Origin of the sequence: Saccharopolyspora dendranthemae (genome assembly GCF_007829955.1) — a bacterium.
GTDB lineage: Bacteria > Actinomycetota > Actinomycetes > Mycobacteriales > Pseudonocardiaceae > Saccharopolyspora > Saccharopolyspora dendranthemae.
In genome coordinates, this window is record NZ_VIWX01000001.1 from 1,183,419 (window position 1) to 1,199,136 (window position 15,718).

The following is a 15,718-nucleotide window of genomic DNA, read 5'->3' on the forward strand; positions in this document are numbered from 1 at the left end:
TAAGCTGGGGGTTGATTCCGCGCATGGCCCAAGGCCCGGTCCATTTCGGGTCCGCTGTCGCGCGGCTTCGCAGTCGAGCGCGCCGAGCCAGGCGCACCTGGAGGAGAGTGCATGACCCGCCCGTTGCGAGTCGCGATCGTCGGGGCCGGCCCGGCCGGCGTGTACGCCGCCGACATCCTGACCAAGTCCGAGACCCCGGTCGAGATCGACCTGCTGGACCGGATGCCGGCACCCTACGGCCTGATCCGCTACGGCGTGGCCCCCGACCACCCGCGCATCAAGGGCATCATCAACGCGCTGCAGCGCGTCATGGAGAAGCCGGAGATCCGCTTCCTCGGCCACGTCGAGTACGGCGTGGACGTCAAGCTCGAAGACCTGCAGCGCTACTACGACTCGGTGATCTTCTCGACCGGCGCCGACCAGGACCGCCCGCTGGACATCCCGGGCATCGACCTGCCGCACAGCTACGGCGCCGCCGAGTTCGTCTACTGGTACGACGGCTACCCCGAGTCGCCGCGCGACTGGACCCTCGACGGTGAGCACGTCGCCGTGATCGGCGCGGGCAACGTCGCGCTGGACGTGGCCCGAGTGCTGGCCAAGCAGGCCGACGACATGCTCAGCACCGAGATCCCGGACAACGTCTACCGGGGCTTGTGCGACTCCACGGTCACCGACGTGCACCTGTTCGCGCGTCGCGGGCCTGCGCAGGCCAAGTTCACGCCGCTGGAGCTGCGCGAGCTCGACCACCAGGACGAGGTCGAGATCATCGTGCACCCGGAGGGCTTCGAGCTCGACGAGGCCAGCGAGCAGGAGATCACCAACAACAACCAGGTCAAGTCCATCGTCAAGACCCTGCAGGACTGGGCGCTGCGCGACCCCAAGCACAACACCAAGCGCCGCCTGCACCTGCACTTCCTGCGCGGCCCGGTGGAGGTCACCGGCACCGACCGCGTGGAGAGCTTCAAGGTCGAGGTCATGGAGCTCACCGGCGACGGCAACGTGCGCGGCACCGGCGAGTACGAGACCTACCCGGTCCAGCAGGTCTACCGGGCCGTCGGCTACCTCAGCTCGCCGATCGCCGACCTGCCCTTCGACACCAAGAAGGGCACGGTGCCCAACGACGGCGGCCGCGTCCTGGACCTCGACGGCGAGCACATCCCCGGCGTCTACACGACCGGCTGGATCAAGCGCGGTCCCGTCGGCCTGATCGGGCACACCAAGGGCGACGCCCTGGAGACGATCAACCACCTGCTGGAAGACCTCGACCAGCTCCCCGAGCCCGAGCAGCCCGACTCCGACAGCATCATCAACGTGCTGGAGGAGCGCGGCATCGAGTACACGACCTGGGAGGGCTGGGCCCGCCTGGACACCCACGAGAAGTCCCTCGGCGAGCCCCACGGCCGCGAGCGCATCAAGGTCGTCGCCCGAGACGAGATGGTCAAGATCTCCCGAGGCGAGTGACGACCGCGTCACCCGCGCGGAGAAGACCGAGGGCCCGGCCCCCACGACCGAGAACCGCAGGAATCGTCAGCACGATTCCTGCGGTTCTGTCGTGGGGCGGTCAGGCCGGGTGGGTTGTCCTGTGGGCGAGGAGGCCTCCTGCTGCGGTGATGAGGGCGAGGACGAGCAGCAGGGCTGCTGTGGACCAGGACCGCTCGTCGCTGGCGATCAGCAGGGCGCTGGCGATCAGCGGGACGAAGCCGCTGATCAGCCCGCTGAAGTTGGACGAGATCGCGACGCCGCTGTAGCGCAGGTGGACCGGGAACAGCCCGGCCAGCAGCGAACCCGACACGGCGTAGGGGATCGACAGGCAGTTGATGCCCAGCGTCACCGCGATGATCACCAGCGCCGGGTTGCGCGTGTCGATCATCCAGAACACCGGGAACGCCACCGCGGCCGAGAGCACACCGCCCCACAGGCAGACCCGTCCCGGGCTGTAGCGGTCGGCCAGCCTGCCGCCGAAGATCAGCGTCACCACCTGGACCGCCGCCGCGATCAGCGTCGCGCCCAGCATCAGCGACTTCGGCAACTCCAGCTGACCCGCGCCGTAGCTGATCACGAACGTCGTCAGCAGGTAGAAGCCGCCGATGCCGATCAGCGACGCCGCGATGCCGATCAGCACCTGCCGCCAAGCCGTGCGGAACAGCTCCAGCGCGGGAACCGAAGCGCGGTCGTGCTCGGCGAGCATCCGCTCGAACAGCGGCGACTCCCCCACCCTGCGCCGCAGGTACAGCGCGACGCCCAGCAGCGGGAAGGCCGCCAGGAACGGCAGTCGCCAGCCCCACGAGTCGAAGGACTCGTCGGGCAGCATCGCCACCAGGTAGAACCCGCCCGAGGACAGCAGGGTTCCGATCGGTGAACCGATCTGCGGCAGGGCCGCGAACCGGCCGCGCTGCTCCGGCGGCGCGTGCTCCACCGCGAGCGTGACCGCACCACCCCACTCGCCGCCGACCGCAATGCCCTGCAGCACGCGCAACGCGGTCAGCAGCAGCGGTGCCGCCAGACCGATGGCCACGAAGTCGGGCAGCAGGCCGATGAGCCCGGTCACCACGCTGATCAGCGTGACCGTGATGAGCAGGCAGCGCCTGCGCCCGATGCGGTCTCCGAGGTGGCCGAACACCACCGCGCCGAGCGGCCTCGCGAGGAAGCCCACCGCGAACGAGGCGAACGCGGCCAGCGTCGCCACCGCCGGGTCCTCGGTCGCGAAGTACAGCCGGTCGAACACGATCGACGCCGCCGTGCCGTAGAGGAAGTAGTCGTACCACTCCAGCGCGGTACCGACGAACGCGGCGAACGCGACCTTGCGCGACTCGGCGGGATCGATGCGTGGCGTGCTCGCTGTTTCGGTCACGGGGCCTCCCGTTGTGCCGGATCAGGTGGGAACTTCTGCGAACTCCTCAGCGCCGTGCACCGGACGTCCGGCGACGAACGTGGCGCGCACGCCGATGTCGCCGATCGCCGAGGTGGACACGGTGGTCGGATCGGCGTCGAGCAGCACGAAGTCGGCGAACATGCCCGCGGCGATCTGGCCCCGCTGATGCTCCTGGCCGGCCGCCCACGCGGCGTGGGTGGTGTAGGCGCGCAGCGCCTCCACCGCGTCGACCCGCTCGTCGGGGCTGAGCACGCGCCCGGCCTTGGTGGTGCGGTCGACCATCGAGCGCATCCCGAGCAGCGGCGCGCCGTTGGACACGCACGGCCGGTCCGAGCTGCCCGGCACCACCAGCCCGGCCTCCACGAAGGAGCGCTGCCGGTACAGCCACGGCTCCCGCTCGTCGCCGACCGCCCCGATCATGGTGTCGCCGATCTCGTAGAGGAAGCGCGACTGCGGCACCGGGATCACGCCGAGCGCCGCCATCCGCGAGAGCTGGTCGGGGCGCACCATCGCCGAGTGCTCGATGCGGTGGCGCGCGTCGGGACGCGGAAGTTCCTGCTGCGCCTGCTCGAACGCCTCCAGAGTCAGGTCGATGGCGCGGTCGCCGATGGCGTGCGCGGCGACCCGCCAGCCACCCCGGTGCGCGGCGCGGATCCGCTCGCGCAGCACCTCCGGGTCGTCGCCGAGGACGCCGTTGCCGCCGTGCCCGTGGAACGGTTCGGTGACCGCTGCGGTGCGGCTCGACAGCGCGCCGTCGGTGAAGATCTTCATCGGCCCGATGCGCAGGAAGTCGTCGCCGAACCCGGTGCGCAGCCCCAGATCCAGCCCGAAGGCGTCCGGCCCGACCTGGTGCAGCACCTCGGACGCCGGCATCAGCTCGACGCGCAGCGGCAGCTCGCCGCGCTGGCGCGCGAGCTGGTAGGCGGCGGCCTCGGCCGGGCTGTGCCCGATCCACCCACCGCCGACGCCCGCTTCGGTGACGTGCGTGAGCCCCTCGGCCGCGTAGCGCTGGGCCGCGCGGCCGATCGCGGCCGTCAGCTCCTCGACCGGGTAGGGCTTGACCAGGGCGTCGACCAGCTGCTGCGCCTGCTCGGCGAGCAGCCCGGTCGGTGCGCCGTCCGCGTCGCGCTCGACGACGCCACCCTCCGGGACGCGGGCCGATCCGTCCAGAACGCCTGCCTTGGCGAGGATTTCGGTGCTGGCCACGCACATGTGCGCCGAGCGGTGCTTGAGCCACACCGGCCTGCCGCCACCCGCCCGGTCGAGCTTGGCCCGGTCCGGGTGCCCGCCGATCACGAAGTCGTCGTAGCCGGAGCCGATCACCCAGCCGTCCGAGGGCAGCGCGGCGGCCTGCTCGGCGACCAGGTCGTAGAGCTCCTCGGCCGATCCGCACCGGGACAGGTCCAGCTCGGCCAGCGAAAGCCCGTACCAGACCATGTGGTTGTGCGAGTCGGCGAAACCGGGCGTCACGACCGCACCGCCGCCGTCGATCACCTGGCGAGCGGGGAGGTCGGCCACCTCGTCGTCCACTCCGACGATGCGTCCGCCGAGCACGCCGATGGCGTGCGCGGTGGGGTGTTGCGGGTTCATGGTCAGGACGCGGACGTCGCGCAGCAGCAGGTCCAGCACTTCGTTCCCTTCCTCGGGGCCGTTGGAGCGTGTCGGGGCGGCTACCGGAACCGGGCCGCTCCGCTCCCCACCGTTCACCGAAAACGTTCTTCACGCCAAGTGGTGCAACCGGGTCAGCGGCAGATTTCCCGCTCGGTGCACGTCGACCTGCACGCCGTCGACCGACACCGGACCCGGGTCGCGCGGGACTTCCACTCGCGGAGTCGCGGTGTTGCGCACCATGTCCGCCCTGGTCAAGCCCCTGCTGTCGCGCACGGGGGCGTAGTTCGGGCCGCGAGGCAGGCGCGCGCGGTCGGCGGCGTCGGCGACGAACACCGTGGAGAGCCTGCGCGGCGCGGCCCCCAGCCCGCCGAAGAACGGCCGCATGACCCTCGGTTGGGTGAGCCGGGTGGAGCCGGAACCCGATCCGCTCGCGCCCCAGGCGACGAACCCGGACTTGATCACCAGATCGGGTTCCGCGCCGAACCAGGAGGGTTGCCACAGCACGACGTCGGCCAGCCTGCCCGGTTGCAGCGAGCCGACCTCGTGGGCCATGCCGTGCGCGATCGCCGGGTTCAGAGTGATCTTGGCGAGGTAGCGCAGGATCCGCTCGTTGTCCGCGTGCTCCGGTCCGGCCTCACCGGCGAGGTGCGCCTGCACGTGCGCGAGCTGCCAAGTGCGCCGGGCGGTTTCGGCGATGCGCCCCATGCCCATCGAGTCGGAGTTGACGATGCTGATCGCCCCGGAGTCGTGCAGCGCGTTCTCCGCCGCGATGCCGTGCTCGCGGACGCGGCTGCCCGCGATGCCCCGGTCGCTGTCCAGCGACGCGTGTCCCCTGTGGACGGTCATGGTCATGGGCAGCAGCTCGGCGACCGTCGCCGGGGTCAGCGGCAGCGTCGGGGTGGTCGAGGAGGTCAGCACGTGCGGGCTGCCCACGACCTCCAGCAGGTCGGGATGCCCGCCACCGCCTTCCACGTGGTACGCGTGCACCGTGCGACCTCTGGTCGCTTCCAGGGTGTCGGCCAGGAATCCGGACTCGTTGAGCGTGTCGGTGTGCAGCGCGACCGGCAGGTCCGCCTGATCGGCCACGCCGAGGCAGGTGTCCACGATGTGCGGGGTCGCGCCCCAGTCCTCGTGGATCTTGAACCCGCCCGCGCCGGAGAGCACGGCCCGTTCCAGCAGGTCGTTCGACGAGGACGAGCCGCGCGCCAGGAACGCGACGTTGATCGGCACGTCCCGCCACGCCTCGATCATCGAGTGCAGGTTGGTGGCCGGGTTCGCGCCGACGTCCCACACGCCGCCCATCCCCATGCCCACCAGCGAGGTCACCCCGGCCGCGAGCGCCGAGGGCACCACCTCGGGACTGGACAGGTGCACGTGCGAGTCGACCACGCCCGGAGTCGCGATCAGACCTTCCCCGGTGATCATCGCCGTGTGCGAGTCGACGACCAGCTCGACGTCGTCCATCGCCTCCGGGTTGCCCGCGCGGCCGACGCCGACGATGCGACCGTCGGAGATGCCGATGTTGGTCTTGCGCACGCCGAGAACCGGATCCAGCAGCAGGACGCCGAGGATCACCATGTCCAGCGCGCTGTCCCGGCCGGCCTTCGGCGCGACGAGCAGCCCGTCGCGGGCGGTCTTGGCGCAGCCGCCCAGCAGCTCCTCGCCCGGTTCGGAGTCGTCGCCCTCGACCCGCACCCACAGGTCGGTGTCCGCCAGCCGCACCAGGTCACCCGTGGTCGGCCCGTACAGCGAGGCGTACCGCTCGCGGGACACGCTGGTCATCGTCGGCCTCCCATCGCCACGACGGTGAGCTCCCTGCGCTCACCGGCCTCCAAGCGCACCGCCGTGCCCGCGGGGATCGCGAGCCGGAAACCCGCGAGCTCGACATCGCTGCGCACCGCGGGGTTGAGCTGGTCCAGCGGGAAGTGCGAGGAGATCCACACCGGGCGCTCGCCGGCGTTGTGCAGCCGCGCGGTCCGGCGCTCCCGGCCGGGCGCGAGCTCGATCTCGCCGTCGGCGGCCCGCACCGCTCCCGGCGCGTCCGGACCGGGCGGGCCGAACGGCTGCGGCACGTGCACCAGGGAACTGCCGTGCGGGAACAGCGCTTCGACCTGGATCGACGGCACCGCGGCGGGAACGCCCGGCTGCACCTGGTCAGCGGTGAGCAGCTCGCCTGCCAGCCGCACGATCTCGTCGATCTCGACGCCGTCCCAGGCCAGTTCGCAGACCTCGTCGCACACGTAGGCCACCGCGTCCGGGGCGCCGAGCAGGGCTCCCCGCTCCAGCCTGCGGCGGGCCAGCTCCGCAGCGGTGAACAGGTTCAGCCGCTCCTGCTCGCGGGGCGTCAAGTGCATGAGAGCACAGTCCTCTGGTCACCGGCCCAGCACAATGTCGGATCCACTCCATCTGCACGCCTTAGATTGGGCAGATGCACACATCGCTTCCCGTGCCGGTGACTCCCGAAGGCCCGCTGCGCGGGCTGGTGCGCTCCTGCCTGGAGGACCTCGACGAGCTGGTAGCGGTGTTCCTGGCCGAGCTCCGCTCGATGGAGCCCTACGCCAGCGACGCGGTGCCGTGGCCGGAGCTGCGCGAGCACGCCGAGGGCAGCATGGAGCTGCTGCTGCGCCTGGTCGGCGGACTGGCGGTACCCGACCGGCTGGCCGACCTGTGCGAGCGGATCGGTCGCAGCCGCGCGCAAGCCGGCGTTCCGCTGGAGGTGCTGCTGCACGCCGTGCGCTTCGACTTCCGGGTCCTGTGGGAGGCCTTCACCCGCCGGGCGTCCGAGGACGAGCTCCCCTCGCTGGTGCACGGCGCCTCGCGGGTCTGGGACGCGGTCGACCACCACACCACCCGGATCCACCTCGCCTACCTCGCCGAGGCCGCGGTGGTGGCCCGCGAGCAGGAGCACGAGCGCGCCCAGCTGGTGGCGCGGCTGCTGAGCACCGGCGCTCGCGATCCGCAGGTGGTCGCGCAGGTGGCGACGGCGCTCGACGTCGGCGCCGACGCGGACTTCGCGGTGGCCGCTGCTCCGCTTCCGGACACCCGTCCGCTGCGGGACGCGGCCGACGACCTGGCGACCAGGGGCATCGCGGTGCACCTGCAGGACGTCGACCGGCGGCCGGTGCTCATCGCGCAGCTCCCGGCCGGGACCGCCGCCGTTCCGCACCGCTGGCTGCAGGACGTCCCGTGCGGGCTCGCACCCGTCGCCCGCACGCTCGCGGGCGTGCCGCGCGCCGTGCGCATCGCCGCCGAGCTGGCCGGGACCTCCGCGGCCGAGAGCGGACCGCGCGCGCTGACCGACGTCTGGTCCTCGGTGGCCGCCGCGAGGCTGGGCGAACTGGGGGACGCGCTGGCCGCAGAGGTCTTCGGCCCGATGCGCGGCATCGGCGCGGGTGAGCGCTCGCGGTTGCTGGAGACCGCGGCGGCCTACCTGCGCACCGGTTCGGCGGGCGCGGTGGCCGGCGAGCTGTACTGCCACCGCAACACCGTGCTCAACCGGATGCGCCGCATCGCCGACCTCACCGGCTGCGACCTCACCCGCCCCGACCAGGCGGCGCTGTTCACCATCGCGAGGGCCTGCGGCCGCACCTGAACCAGCCCCACACCACGATCGCGCCCTCCACCCACTCACCCCGAACCCGACAGGACCACACCACTTCGCAGAACCCGGGAACCCACCCCGAACGCCAAACCCCACGAACTGGGCATTTCCCAGTTTTAGTCCAAACTGAGCCGACATTTCGGGCACGAGAGCCCCTCGGTTCGGACTAAAACTGGGACATGCCTCGCCGCACCCCAAGACGCATCCGAAAGAACCGCACGGTTGGGGTGGGGGTTTGGGTGCGTGATGTCGAACGGCGTGCGGTGCGCCGGTTGTTCGGCGTACTACGGTGGACGTGGACCTCTCTCGATCGCGCAAAGGATGGGGACGTTGACCGCGACGCAGATCCCGGACACCACCCGAGCCGAACTCGACGCCGCGCTGCAGCGCTCGGCCGAGGCCGCCGAGCCGTTCGGGGAGCAGGCCCCGGCCGAGCGCGCCCGCCAGCTGCGGGCCGTCGCCGACGCGCTGGACGCCGCTGCCGGCGAGCTGATCCCGCTGGCCATCGACGAATCGCACCTGTCCGAGGGCCGGTTGACCGGCGAGCTCAAGCGAACCACCTACCAGCTGCGCCTGTTCGCCGAGACCGTCGAGCCCGGCGAGCACCTGCGGGTCACCTTCGACCGCGCGGATCCGGACTTCGCCCTCGGGCCGAAGCCGGACCTGCGGCGGATGCTGCTGCCGGTGGGTCCCGTGCTGGTGTTCGCGGCGAGCAACTTCCCGTTCGCGTTCTCCGTCGCGGGCGGTGACACAGCGGCGGCCCTGGCCTCGGGCTGTCCGGTGGTGCTCAAGGGCCACCCCGGTCATCCCGAGCTGTCGCTGCGCACCGGCGAGATCGTCGCCGAGGCGCTGCGCTCCGCCGGTGCCCCGGAGGGGACCTTCAGCGTCGTCCTGGGATTCGACATCGGGACGGAGGCGCTGCGCGACGAGCGGATCAAGGCGGCGGCCTTCACGGGTTCGGTTCCGGCCGGGCGCGCGCTGTTCGACATCGCCAACGCGCGCCCGAAGCCGATCCCGTTCTTCGGCGAGCTGGGAAGCCTCAACCCGGTTTTCGTCGCTCCCGGCGCCGTCGGCGCGCGCGGTGCCGACATCGCCCAGGGCTACGTGACCTCGTACTCGGGCAACGCGGGGCAGCTGTGCACCAAGCCCGGCCTGCTGTTCCTGCCCGCCGACCACGGGTTGGAGGACGCGCTGGTCTCCGCGTCGGCGGCGGTCTCGGCGCACCCGATGCTCAACGACCGGCTGCACGAGGGCTACTGCGGCCGTCGCGCGGTGGTCACCGACGTCCCGGGCGTGCGCCTGCTGGCAGGCGGTGCGAACGAGCTCGCCGAGGACGGAGCCGCTCCCACGCTGCTGGCCACCGACGTGGACACCTTGCTGAACAACCGGGAAGCGCTGCTGGAGGAGGTCTTCGGCCCGCTGTCCATCGTGGTCACCTACTCCTCGGAGGACGAGGCCCGGCGCGCGGCCGAGGCGTTCGAGGGCAACCTCACCGCGACGGTCCACGCCGAGGACGCCGACACGGACTTCGTGGCCACGCTCCTGCCGCGCCTGCGGGAACGCGCCGGGCGTCTGCTGTTCAACGGCTGGCCGACGGGCGTCGCCGTGTCCCCCGCCATGCAGCACGGCGGCCCCTACCCCGCCGCCACGGACGCTCGCTTCACCTCGGTGGGAACGGCGGCCATCGACCGGTTCCTCCGCCCGGTGACCTACCAGAACGTCCCCGCGGCCCTGCTGCCGGCGGCTCTGCAGGACGAGAACCCGTGGGACGTCCCGCAATCCGTCCACACCCCCCACTGACCTCAGAACCCTTCCCCACCAGTGCTCTTCGGGTTCCGTGCGAAGTTTTCATGCACACTTCCCCGGAAACCCGAAGAGCGCTGACGGGTGGTGAGGGTCAGGTCGTGCGGCGGTAGCGGGCGAGGGTGACCGAGGCCGTGGCGGACACCGGCGACGGCAGGGCGGCGATCTTGGCGTCGAGGGCTTCGGGCGTGGTGTGCCAGGCGCTGGGCCCCATGGCCACGGCTTCCCGGGCCTCGGCGTGCGTCAGGTCCAGCGGGAACTCGACCGTGCGCCGGTCCAGCGCGTCGAAGTGGCCGGCGAGCTGGTCGGCGAGGCGGGTCTGCTTGGCGTCGTCCACGTTGAGCAGGCCGAGGTGGTCGACCAGTCCGGTCAGGTGGCCGGAGTTGGGGATCACGACGACGAGCTCCCCGCCGGGACGCAGGATCCGGCGCATCTCGGGGGCGTTGCGGGGCGCGAAGACGTTGAGGACGGTGCCCGCGACACCCGTGCGGACCGGGAGCGGCTGCCAGGCGTCGGCGACCGCGGCGCCCATCCGCGGGTGGGCCTTGGCCGCCCGGCGACAGGCGTACTTGGAGACGTCCAGTGCCACTCCGAGCCGATCACCCAGGGCACGAGCGAGGTAGAAGCCCGTTCCGGCACCGATGTCGACCACGGGACCACCGGCGGTGACCGCTTCCGCGACCGCGTCGGCGATCGGGTCGTAGTGCCCGGCCTCCAGGAAACCCGCGCGGGCGGCGACCATCTCCGCGGTGTCACCGACGACCTTGCTGCGACCGGAGAGCAGGCTGACGTAGCCCTGCCGGGCGAAGTCGAACACGTGGTTCGACGAACACCTCAGCGAGTTCCCGCTGCGCCCCAGGTCGAGACCGCAGTGCGGGCAGGCCAGCACCTCCACCACTTCGTCCAGCACAGCCCAGCCTCCACACGCTTCGCAGATGCGCGATTCTAGTCGGCGGCGGTCCCCGGGAAGCGGCGTGGAAGGAGGAGCGGCGATGTGGCACTGGATGGGCGCCCCCGAGTACCAGGCGGCGAGGTTCGCCGTGACCCACCTGCTCGCGCTGACCTACCTGATCGGGTTCGTCTGCTTCCTGCGCCAGTTCCGCGGCCTGCTCGGCGAGCGAGGGCTCACGCCGGTCGCCCGCTTCGTCGACCGCGTGCCGTTCGGGCGAGCGCCTAGCCTGTTCCACTTCCGCTGCTCGGACCGCTGGCTCGCCGGTGCCGCCTGGACGGGCGTGGCGGCGAGCCTGCTCGCCCAGGTCGCCGACCTCGCGCCGGTGTGGGCGTGGGTGGCGCTGTGGGCACTGCTGTGGCTGCTGTACTCCTCGATCGTCAACGTCGGCCAGATCTGGTACGGCTTCGGCTGGGAGTCGTTGCTGCTCGAAGCCGGTTTCCTGGCGATGTTCCTGGGGCCCACGCACATCAGCCCACCCGCTCCGATCCTGTGGTTGCTGTGCTGGCTGCTGTTCCGCGTCGAGTTCGGCGCCGGTCTGATCAAGCTGCGCGGCGATTCCTGCTGGCGCGACCTCACCGCGCTGCACTACCACCACGAGACCCAGCCGATGCCCGGACCGCTGAGCCGCGCCTTCCACCGGCTGCCGCCCTCGTTGCACAAGGTGGAGGTGCTGGCCAACCACGGCACGCAGCTGGTCGTGCCGTTCCTGCTGTTCGCCCCGCAACCGGTGGCGACCGCGCCGGCGGTGATCATCGTCGTCACGCAGCTGTGGCTGATGCTCAGCGGCAACTTCGCGTGGCTGAACTTCCTGACCATCACCCTGGCGTTCGCGGCCGTGGGCGGGCCGGCGGGTCCGCCGTCCGACCCGCCGGGCTGGTTCGCGGTGCTCGTGCTGGCGGTGACGGCGTTGTTCGTGGTGCTGGCCTACTGGCCGGTGCGCAACATGGTGGGCCGCGGGCAGGTGATGAACCGCAGCTTCAACCGGCTGCACCTGGGCAACACCTACGGCGCGTTCGGCAGCATCACGCGGGTCCGCTACGAGGTCGTCGTGCTGGGCGCGGCCACCCCCGACGGACCGTGGCGCGAGTACGGGTTCAAGGGCAAACCAGGTGATCCCGCGCGCAGACCGCCGCAGGTCGCGCCGTACCACCTGCGGCTGGACTGGTTGCTGTGGTTCGTGGCGATCAGCCCGTCCTACGGCCGCGGCTGGCTACCGCGGTTCCTGCGCACGCTGCTGCTCGGCGAGCGGCCCGTGCTCGACCTGCTCGGCCACAACCCGTTCCCGGACCACCCGCCTGCGGTGGTCCGGGCCGACCTCTACCGCTACCGCTTCAGCTCCGCCGAAGAGCGCCGCGCCACCGGGCACCACTGGACCAGGAGCCGGGCGTCGGACCTGATCCCCCCGCTGACCCTCGACGACGTCGAGGACGCCTTCGGCTGATGCCGGCGCTACCCCTCGGCCGCGGCCTCGAGCTCGGCGATGTCGATCTTGCCCATGGCGAGCATCGCCTTGGCGACCCGGTCGGCGACCGCCTGATCCGGTGAGGTCATCAGCTCCAGCAGCCGGCGGGGCGTGACCTGCCAGGACAGGCCGTAGCGGTCCTTGAGCCACCCGCAGGGACCGTGCTGGCCGCCCTCGCCCAGCTGCTCCCAGAGCCGGTCGATCTCCTCCTGCGACTCGCAACTGACCTCCAGCGACACGGCCTCGCTGAAGGTGAACTGCGGCCCGCCGTTGAGGCCTACGAACTTCTGCCCGAACAGCTCGAACTGGACCACCAGCACCGTGCCCGGTTCGCCCGTCCCGGCCTCGCCGTTGTGCGTGACGTGCACGATGCGCGAGTCCGGGAAGATCGAGCAGTAGTGCTTCGCGGCGTCCTCGGCCTCGGTGTCGAACCACAGGTTCGGCGTGATCTTCTGGGAGAACTCGAACATGGGTCTATCCCTTCGTCCCCGAATTTCCAGGTCGAAGGAACAGACCCGTCCGCGCCGCAGAACTCATCGCTCTAGAACGCGGGTCGCAACGGCATCCGAGCGTTCGCGTCGTCGAGCTTGACGCCCAGCACCTGGTGCAGCTGGATGTTGTTGCGCTCGAAGCCCAACTGGCAGGCCGCCATGTACAGCCGCCACACGCGCGCCCGCGCGTGGCCCGCCTCGGCGACCGCGTCCGACCAGTTCCGTTCGAGGTTGCCGCACCAATCGGCCAGCGTCAGCGCGTAGTGCTCCCGGAGGTTCTCCTCGTGCCGGACTTCGAAGCCGTTGTCGTTCATCGCCGACACCAGCGTGCCCACCGGCTCGAGCTCCCCGTCGGGGAACACGTAGCGGCTGATGAACTTGCCCGGCCGGGCGCTCTGGTGGCCGTGCGGCCGGGTGATGCAGTGGTTGAGCATCCTCCCGCCGGGCAGCAGCTTGTCGTGCAGGAACGAGAAGTAGTGCGGCAGCTGCTTGACGCCGATGTGCTCGGTGAGCCCGATGGAGCTGACCGCGTCGAACCCGGTCTCCTGCACGTCCCGGTAGTCCATGTACCGGACCTCGGCGAGGTCGGCGAGACCGCGCTCCGCGATGGCCTTCTGCGCCCACTGCGCCTGCTGCCGCGACAGCGTCACGCCCAGCGCGCGGACCCCGTAGTGCTCGGCGGCGTGCATGACCATGCCGCCCCAGCCGCACCCGACGTCGAGCAGCCGCTGCCCCTCCGCGAGACCGAGCTTGCGGGCCACCAGGTCGTGCTTGGTGAACTGGGCCTGCTCCAGGGTGGAGTCCTGCTCGGGGTACACCGCGCAGGTGTAGGCCATCGACGGGCCGAGGACGTACTCGTAGAAGCGGTTCGAGACGTCGTAGTGGTACGAGATCGACTGGCTGTCGCGGTGCTTGGAGTGCCGCCAGCCGCGCGAGCGGTGCTCGACCTCGGGAACCCGCACCGGCCACCAGAACCGGTACCCGGCGAGCTTGAACAGCAGTTCGCGGCGCAGCTCCGGTGGCACGTCCTCGAGCGTCACCGACGGGAACGCGGCCAGCGCCCGGTACATGCCGCCGCGCACTTCGAGCGCGCCGCTGACGTACGCGCGTGCGAGCCCCAGTTCGCCCGGCGCGTTGGCCAGGTGCGAGAGCGCCAGCGGCGAACGGACTTCCACGCACACGTCGGCCCCGGCGGTCCCGGCTCGGCTGCCGTCGAAGGCCCGGATCTCCACCGACAGGTCGCCGCCGAGAATCCGCTCGAACACCCCTGCCCATCCCATCAGAGCGTCTCCTTTCCAGTTTGGTGTGCTCGTCCCGCCGCGAGTCAGCCCTCGCGCACGCACTTCTCGTACAGTCCCGGCAAGCGGCCCTTCGGGTCGTAGGTGTCCTTCAGGTGCTGGTAGGCCGGGCGGTTGTAGAGCCGCCAGAACTCGTCCTCCTCGAAGTAGGAGTTGGAGTACAGCGACTTGTGCCCGTCGAGTTCGGTGACCTTCCGCTCGATCGCGCGGTTGTGCCTGCCCGGCGCTTCGCCGGGACGCAGCGGCACGGTCGCCCAGAAGCCGACGTTGACGTAGAGCGTGTCCGCGTTCATCGGGTACAGCGGCCAGCCCCGCTGGTCGCGCAGCCGCACCGGGCACAGCCAGATCGGTGAGATGCCGATGTCGCGGTGGAAGAACTCCAGGAACTCCGGCAGCCGCTGCACCGGGATCTCCACGTCCTGGATCACGGGCTCGTTGAGCCCCTTGCCCTGCAGCACCGCGATCCGGTCGGTCACCGAGTGCCGCCGGTCCCAGGCGACGATCCGCCGGTACACGTCGGAGCGCTTGTACTTCGCCGGCCAGAACCGGCGGATCAGCGGGTGCTGCACGCCGATCGCCCGCGAGCACCAGAACCAGTCGGTGTCCCAGCGCCAGATGTAGTCGCGCACCGCCAGGTGATCGGTGGAGCGCTGCTGCAGGGACCGGTAGAAGATCTTCTCACCGGTGTAGTCGCTGGTGTGCGGCGCCGAGTCCACGTAGGACCCGAGCGTGAGGTAGTGCTCGGTCCGGCTGAACACGGTGCCGTCGACGAAATCGACCGCCTCGTCGTCGAATTCGCCGTCCGCGCAGATCCGGGTGATCGCCTCGGCGCACTCGGCCGCGGTCGCGAACCGGACGTGGCGGAGCTTGACGAAGGGCTTGACCTCCTCCAGCTCGATCTCCAGCCGCAGCGCGTAGCCCAGCGTGCCGTAGGAGTTGGGGAAGCCCCGGAAGAGCTCGGCGTGCTCGTTGTCCGGCCGCGCCACCACCACCGATCCGTCGCCGGTGAGGATCTCCATCTCACGCACCGATTCGTGCGGGAGCCCGTTGCGGAAGGAGGTCGACTCGATGCCGAGCCCGGCCACCGCACCACCGAGCGTGATGGTCTTGAGCTGTGGCACCACCTTCGGGATGTGCCCGGTGGGCAGCAGCGCGTCCACGATCTGCTCGTAGGTCGCCATCCCCTGGACCTGCGCGGTTCCCGCTTCGGGGTCGATGTCGAAGACCTTGGTGAACCGGCCGACGTCCAGGCCCGGTGATTCGGGGGGTGCGCGGAACCGGAAGAGGTTCGAGGTGGGTTTGGCGAGCCTGACCGGTGCTCCGGCCGGCAGTTGTGCGTACTGCGCGACCAGTTCGGCCACGTCGTCGGAATGCTCGCCGAAAATCGGCGTTACCCGATCCGCCATACCTCGACCGTAATGCCGGATCCGGTCGCAAGCACCCCCTTTAACCAGCACCCGGAGGGCTCCCGCAAGCCGACGAACAGCCCAAAACTCAGCGTCGGAGGGGTGCCGCGTGATCTTCGAAGATCACAAAAGCGCTGGTTGGGACCACTTTGGGGCAGTCAGTGCCACTATGTGCGTGATACATGCAAATGTAGCGATATTTCAGTCACATTTGCTGTGTTC

The 15,718-nt window shown here is 70.7% G+C and carries 12 protein-coding genes; 4 read left to right on the plus strand and 8 right to left on the minus strand.

The genetic code is table 11. The features are described 5' to 3' along the window. Positions 1-111 precede the first annotated feature (111 nt). Complete coding sequence (locus FHU35_RS05410) at positions 112-1,461, plus strand: FAD-dependent oxidoreductase (protein WP_145737249.1); 1,350 nt, start codon at positions 112-114, stop codon at positions 1,459-1,461. Positions 1,462-1,561: 100 nt separating this feature from the next. Here the strand turns inward: FHU35_RS05410 and FHU35_RS05415 are convergent, their stop codons facing one another. From FHU35_RS05415 to ureA, 4 genes are all read right to left on the minus strand, one after another. Beyond that, positions 1,562-2,851: an MFS transporter gene (locus tag FHU35_RS05415; RefSeq protein WP_145737250.1), complete on the minus strand. Its 1,290-nt coding sequence runs from the start codon at positions 2,849-2,851 to the stop codon at positions 1,562-1,564. Between the two features lie 21 nt (positions 2,852-2,872). Next, positions 2,873-4,501, minus strand: coding sequence for an amidohydrolase (locus FHU35_RS05420; protein WP_145737251.1), 1,629 nt, complete (start codon positions 4,499-4,501; stop codon positions 2,873-2,875). 90 nt (positions 4,502-4,591) lie between these two features. Next, a complete protein-coding gene (locus FHU35_RS05425) occupies positions 4,592-6,265 on the minus strand; it encodes an urease subunit alpha (protein WP_145737252.1) in 1,674 nt (557 codons plus the stop codon). Beyond that, complete coding sequence (gene ureA / locus FHU35_RS05430; RefSeq protein WP_145737253.1) at positions 6,262-6,837, minus strand: urease subunit gamma; 576 nt, start codon at positions 6,835-6,837, stop codon at positions 6,262-6,264. Before ureA ends, FHU35_RS05425 begins: the two co-directional genes overlap by 4 nt. Positions 6,838-6,911: 74 nt before the next feature. Between ureA and FHU35_RS05435 the strand changes: the two genes are divergently transcribed. Then, positions 6,912-8,075: an RsbRD N-terminal domain-containing protein gene (locus FHU35_RS05435; RefSeq protein WP_145737254.1), complete on the plus strand. Its 1,164-nt coding sequence runs from the start codon at positions 6,912-6,914 to the stop codon at positions 8,073-8,075. Positions 8,076-8,405: 330 nt separating this feature from the next. Then, positions 8,406-9,884 carry an aldehyde dehydrogenase (NADP(+)) gene (locus tag FHU35_RS05440; protein WP_186459265.1) on the plus strand — a complete coding sequence of 493 codons (1,479 nt, stop codon included), beginning with the start codon at positions 8,406-8,408 and terminating at the stop codon, positions 9,882-9,884. A 97-nt stretch (positions 9,885-9,981) separates the two neighbouring features. On the opposite strand, the gene FHU35_RS05445 is transcribed toward FHU35_RS05440, so the two are convergent. After that, positions 9,982-10,797 carry a putative RNA methyltransferase gene (locus tag FHU35_RS05445; protein WP_145737256.1) on the minus strand — a complete coding sequence of 272 codons (816 nt, stop codon included), beginning with the start codon at positions 10,795-10,797 and terminating at the stop codon, positions 9,982-9,984. Between the two features lie 82 nt (positions 10,798-10,879). On the opposite strand from FHU35_RS05445, the gene FHU35_RS05450 reads away from it, so the two are divergent. After that, positions 10,880-12,280, plus strand: coding sequence for a lipase maturation factor family protein (locus tag FHU35_RS05450; RefSeq protein WP_145737257.1), 1,401 nt, complete (start codon positions 10,880-10,882; stop codon positions 12,278-12,280). Positions 12,281-12,288: 8 nt separating this feature from the next. Here the strand turns inward: FHU35_RS05450 and FHU35_RS05455 are convergent, their stop codons facing one another. The 3 genes from FHU35_RS05455 to FHU35_RS05465 all read right to left on the minus strand — a co-directional run bounded on the left by FHU35_RS05455 (position 12,289) and on the right by FHU35_RS05465 (position 15,496). Further along, positions 12,289-12,771 (minus strand): VOC family protein, encoded by a 483-nt coding sequence (locus FHU35_RS05455; protein WP_145737258.1) that lies wholly within the window; start codon positions 12,769-12,771, stop codon positions 12,289-12,291. Positions 12,772-12,842: 71 nt separating this feature from the next. Continuing rightward, positions 12,843-14,072, minus strand: coding sequence for an SAM-dependent methyltransferase (locus tag FHU35_RS05460; RefSeq protein WP_145737259.1), 1,230 nt, complete (start codon positions 14,070-14,072; stop codon positions 12,843-12,845). Between the two features lie 44 nt (positions 14,073-14,116). Beyond that, positions 14,117-15,496 (minus strand): FAD-binding oxidoreductase, encoded by a 1,380-nt coding sequence (locus tag FHU35_RS05465; protein WP_145737260.1) that lies wholly within the window; start codon positions 15,494-15,496, stop codon positions 14,117-14,119. Positions 15,497-15,718: the final 222 nt, after the last annotated feature.

What these genes read in the sequence shown, in the direction of transcription:
- ureA (WP_145737253.1), bottom strand. Translation starts at nt 6,837, where the DNA reads ATGCACTTGACGCCCCGCGAGCAGGAGCGGCTGAACCTGTTCACCGCT.
- FHU35_RS05465 (WP_145737260.1), bottom strand. Translation starts at nt 15,496, where the DNA reads ATGGCGGATCGGGTAACGCCGATTTTCGGCGAGCATTCCGACGACGTG.
- FHU35_RS05425 (WP_145737252.1), bottom strand. Translation starts at nt 6,265, where the DNA reads ATGACCAGCGTGTCCCGCGAGCGGTACGCCTCGCTGTACGGGCCGACC.
- FHU35_RS05435 (WP_145737254.1), top strand. Translation starts at nt 6,912, where the DNA reads ATGCACACATCGCTTCCCGTGCCGGTGACTCCCGAAGGCCCGCTGCGC.
- FHU35_RS05455 (WP_145737258.1), bottom strand. Translation starts at nt 12,771, where the DNA reads ATGTTCGAGTTCTCCCAGAAGATCACGCCGAACCTGTGGTTCGACACC.
- FHU35_RS05440 (WP_186459265.1), top strand. Translation starts at nt 8,406, where the DNA reads ATGGGGACGTTGACCGCGACGCAGATCCCGGACACCACCCGAGCCGAA.
- FHU35_RS05460 (WP_145737259.1), bottom strand. Translation starts at nt 14,072, where the DNA reads ATGGGATGGGCAGGGGTGTTCGAGCGGATTCTCGGCGGCGACCTGTCG.
- FHU35_RS05450 (WP_145737257.1), top strand. Translation starts at nt 10,880, where the DNA reads ATGTGGCACTGGATGGGCGCCCCCGAGTACCAGGCGGCGAGGTTCGCC.
- FHU35_RS05410 (WP_145737249.1), top strand. Translation starts at nt 112, where the DNA reads ATGACCCGCCCGTTGCGAGTCGCGATCGTCGGGGCCGGCCCGGCCGGC.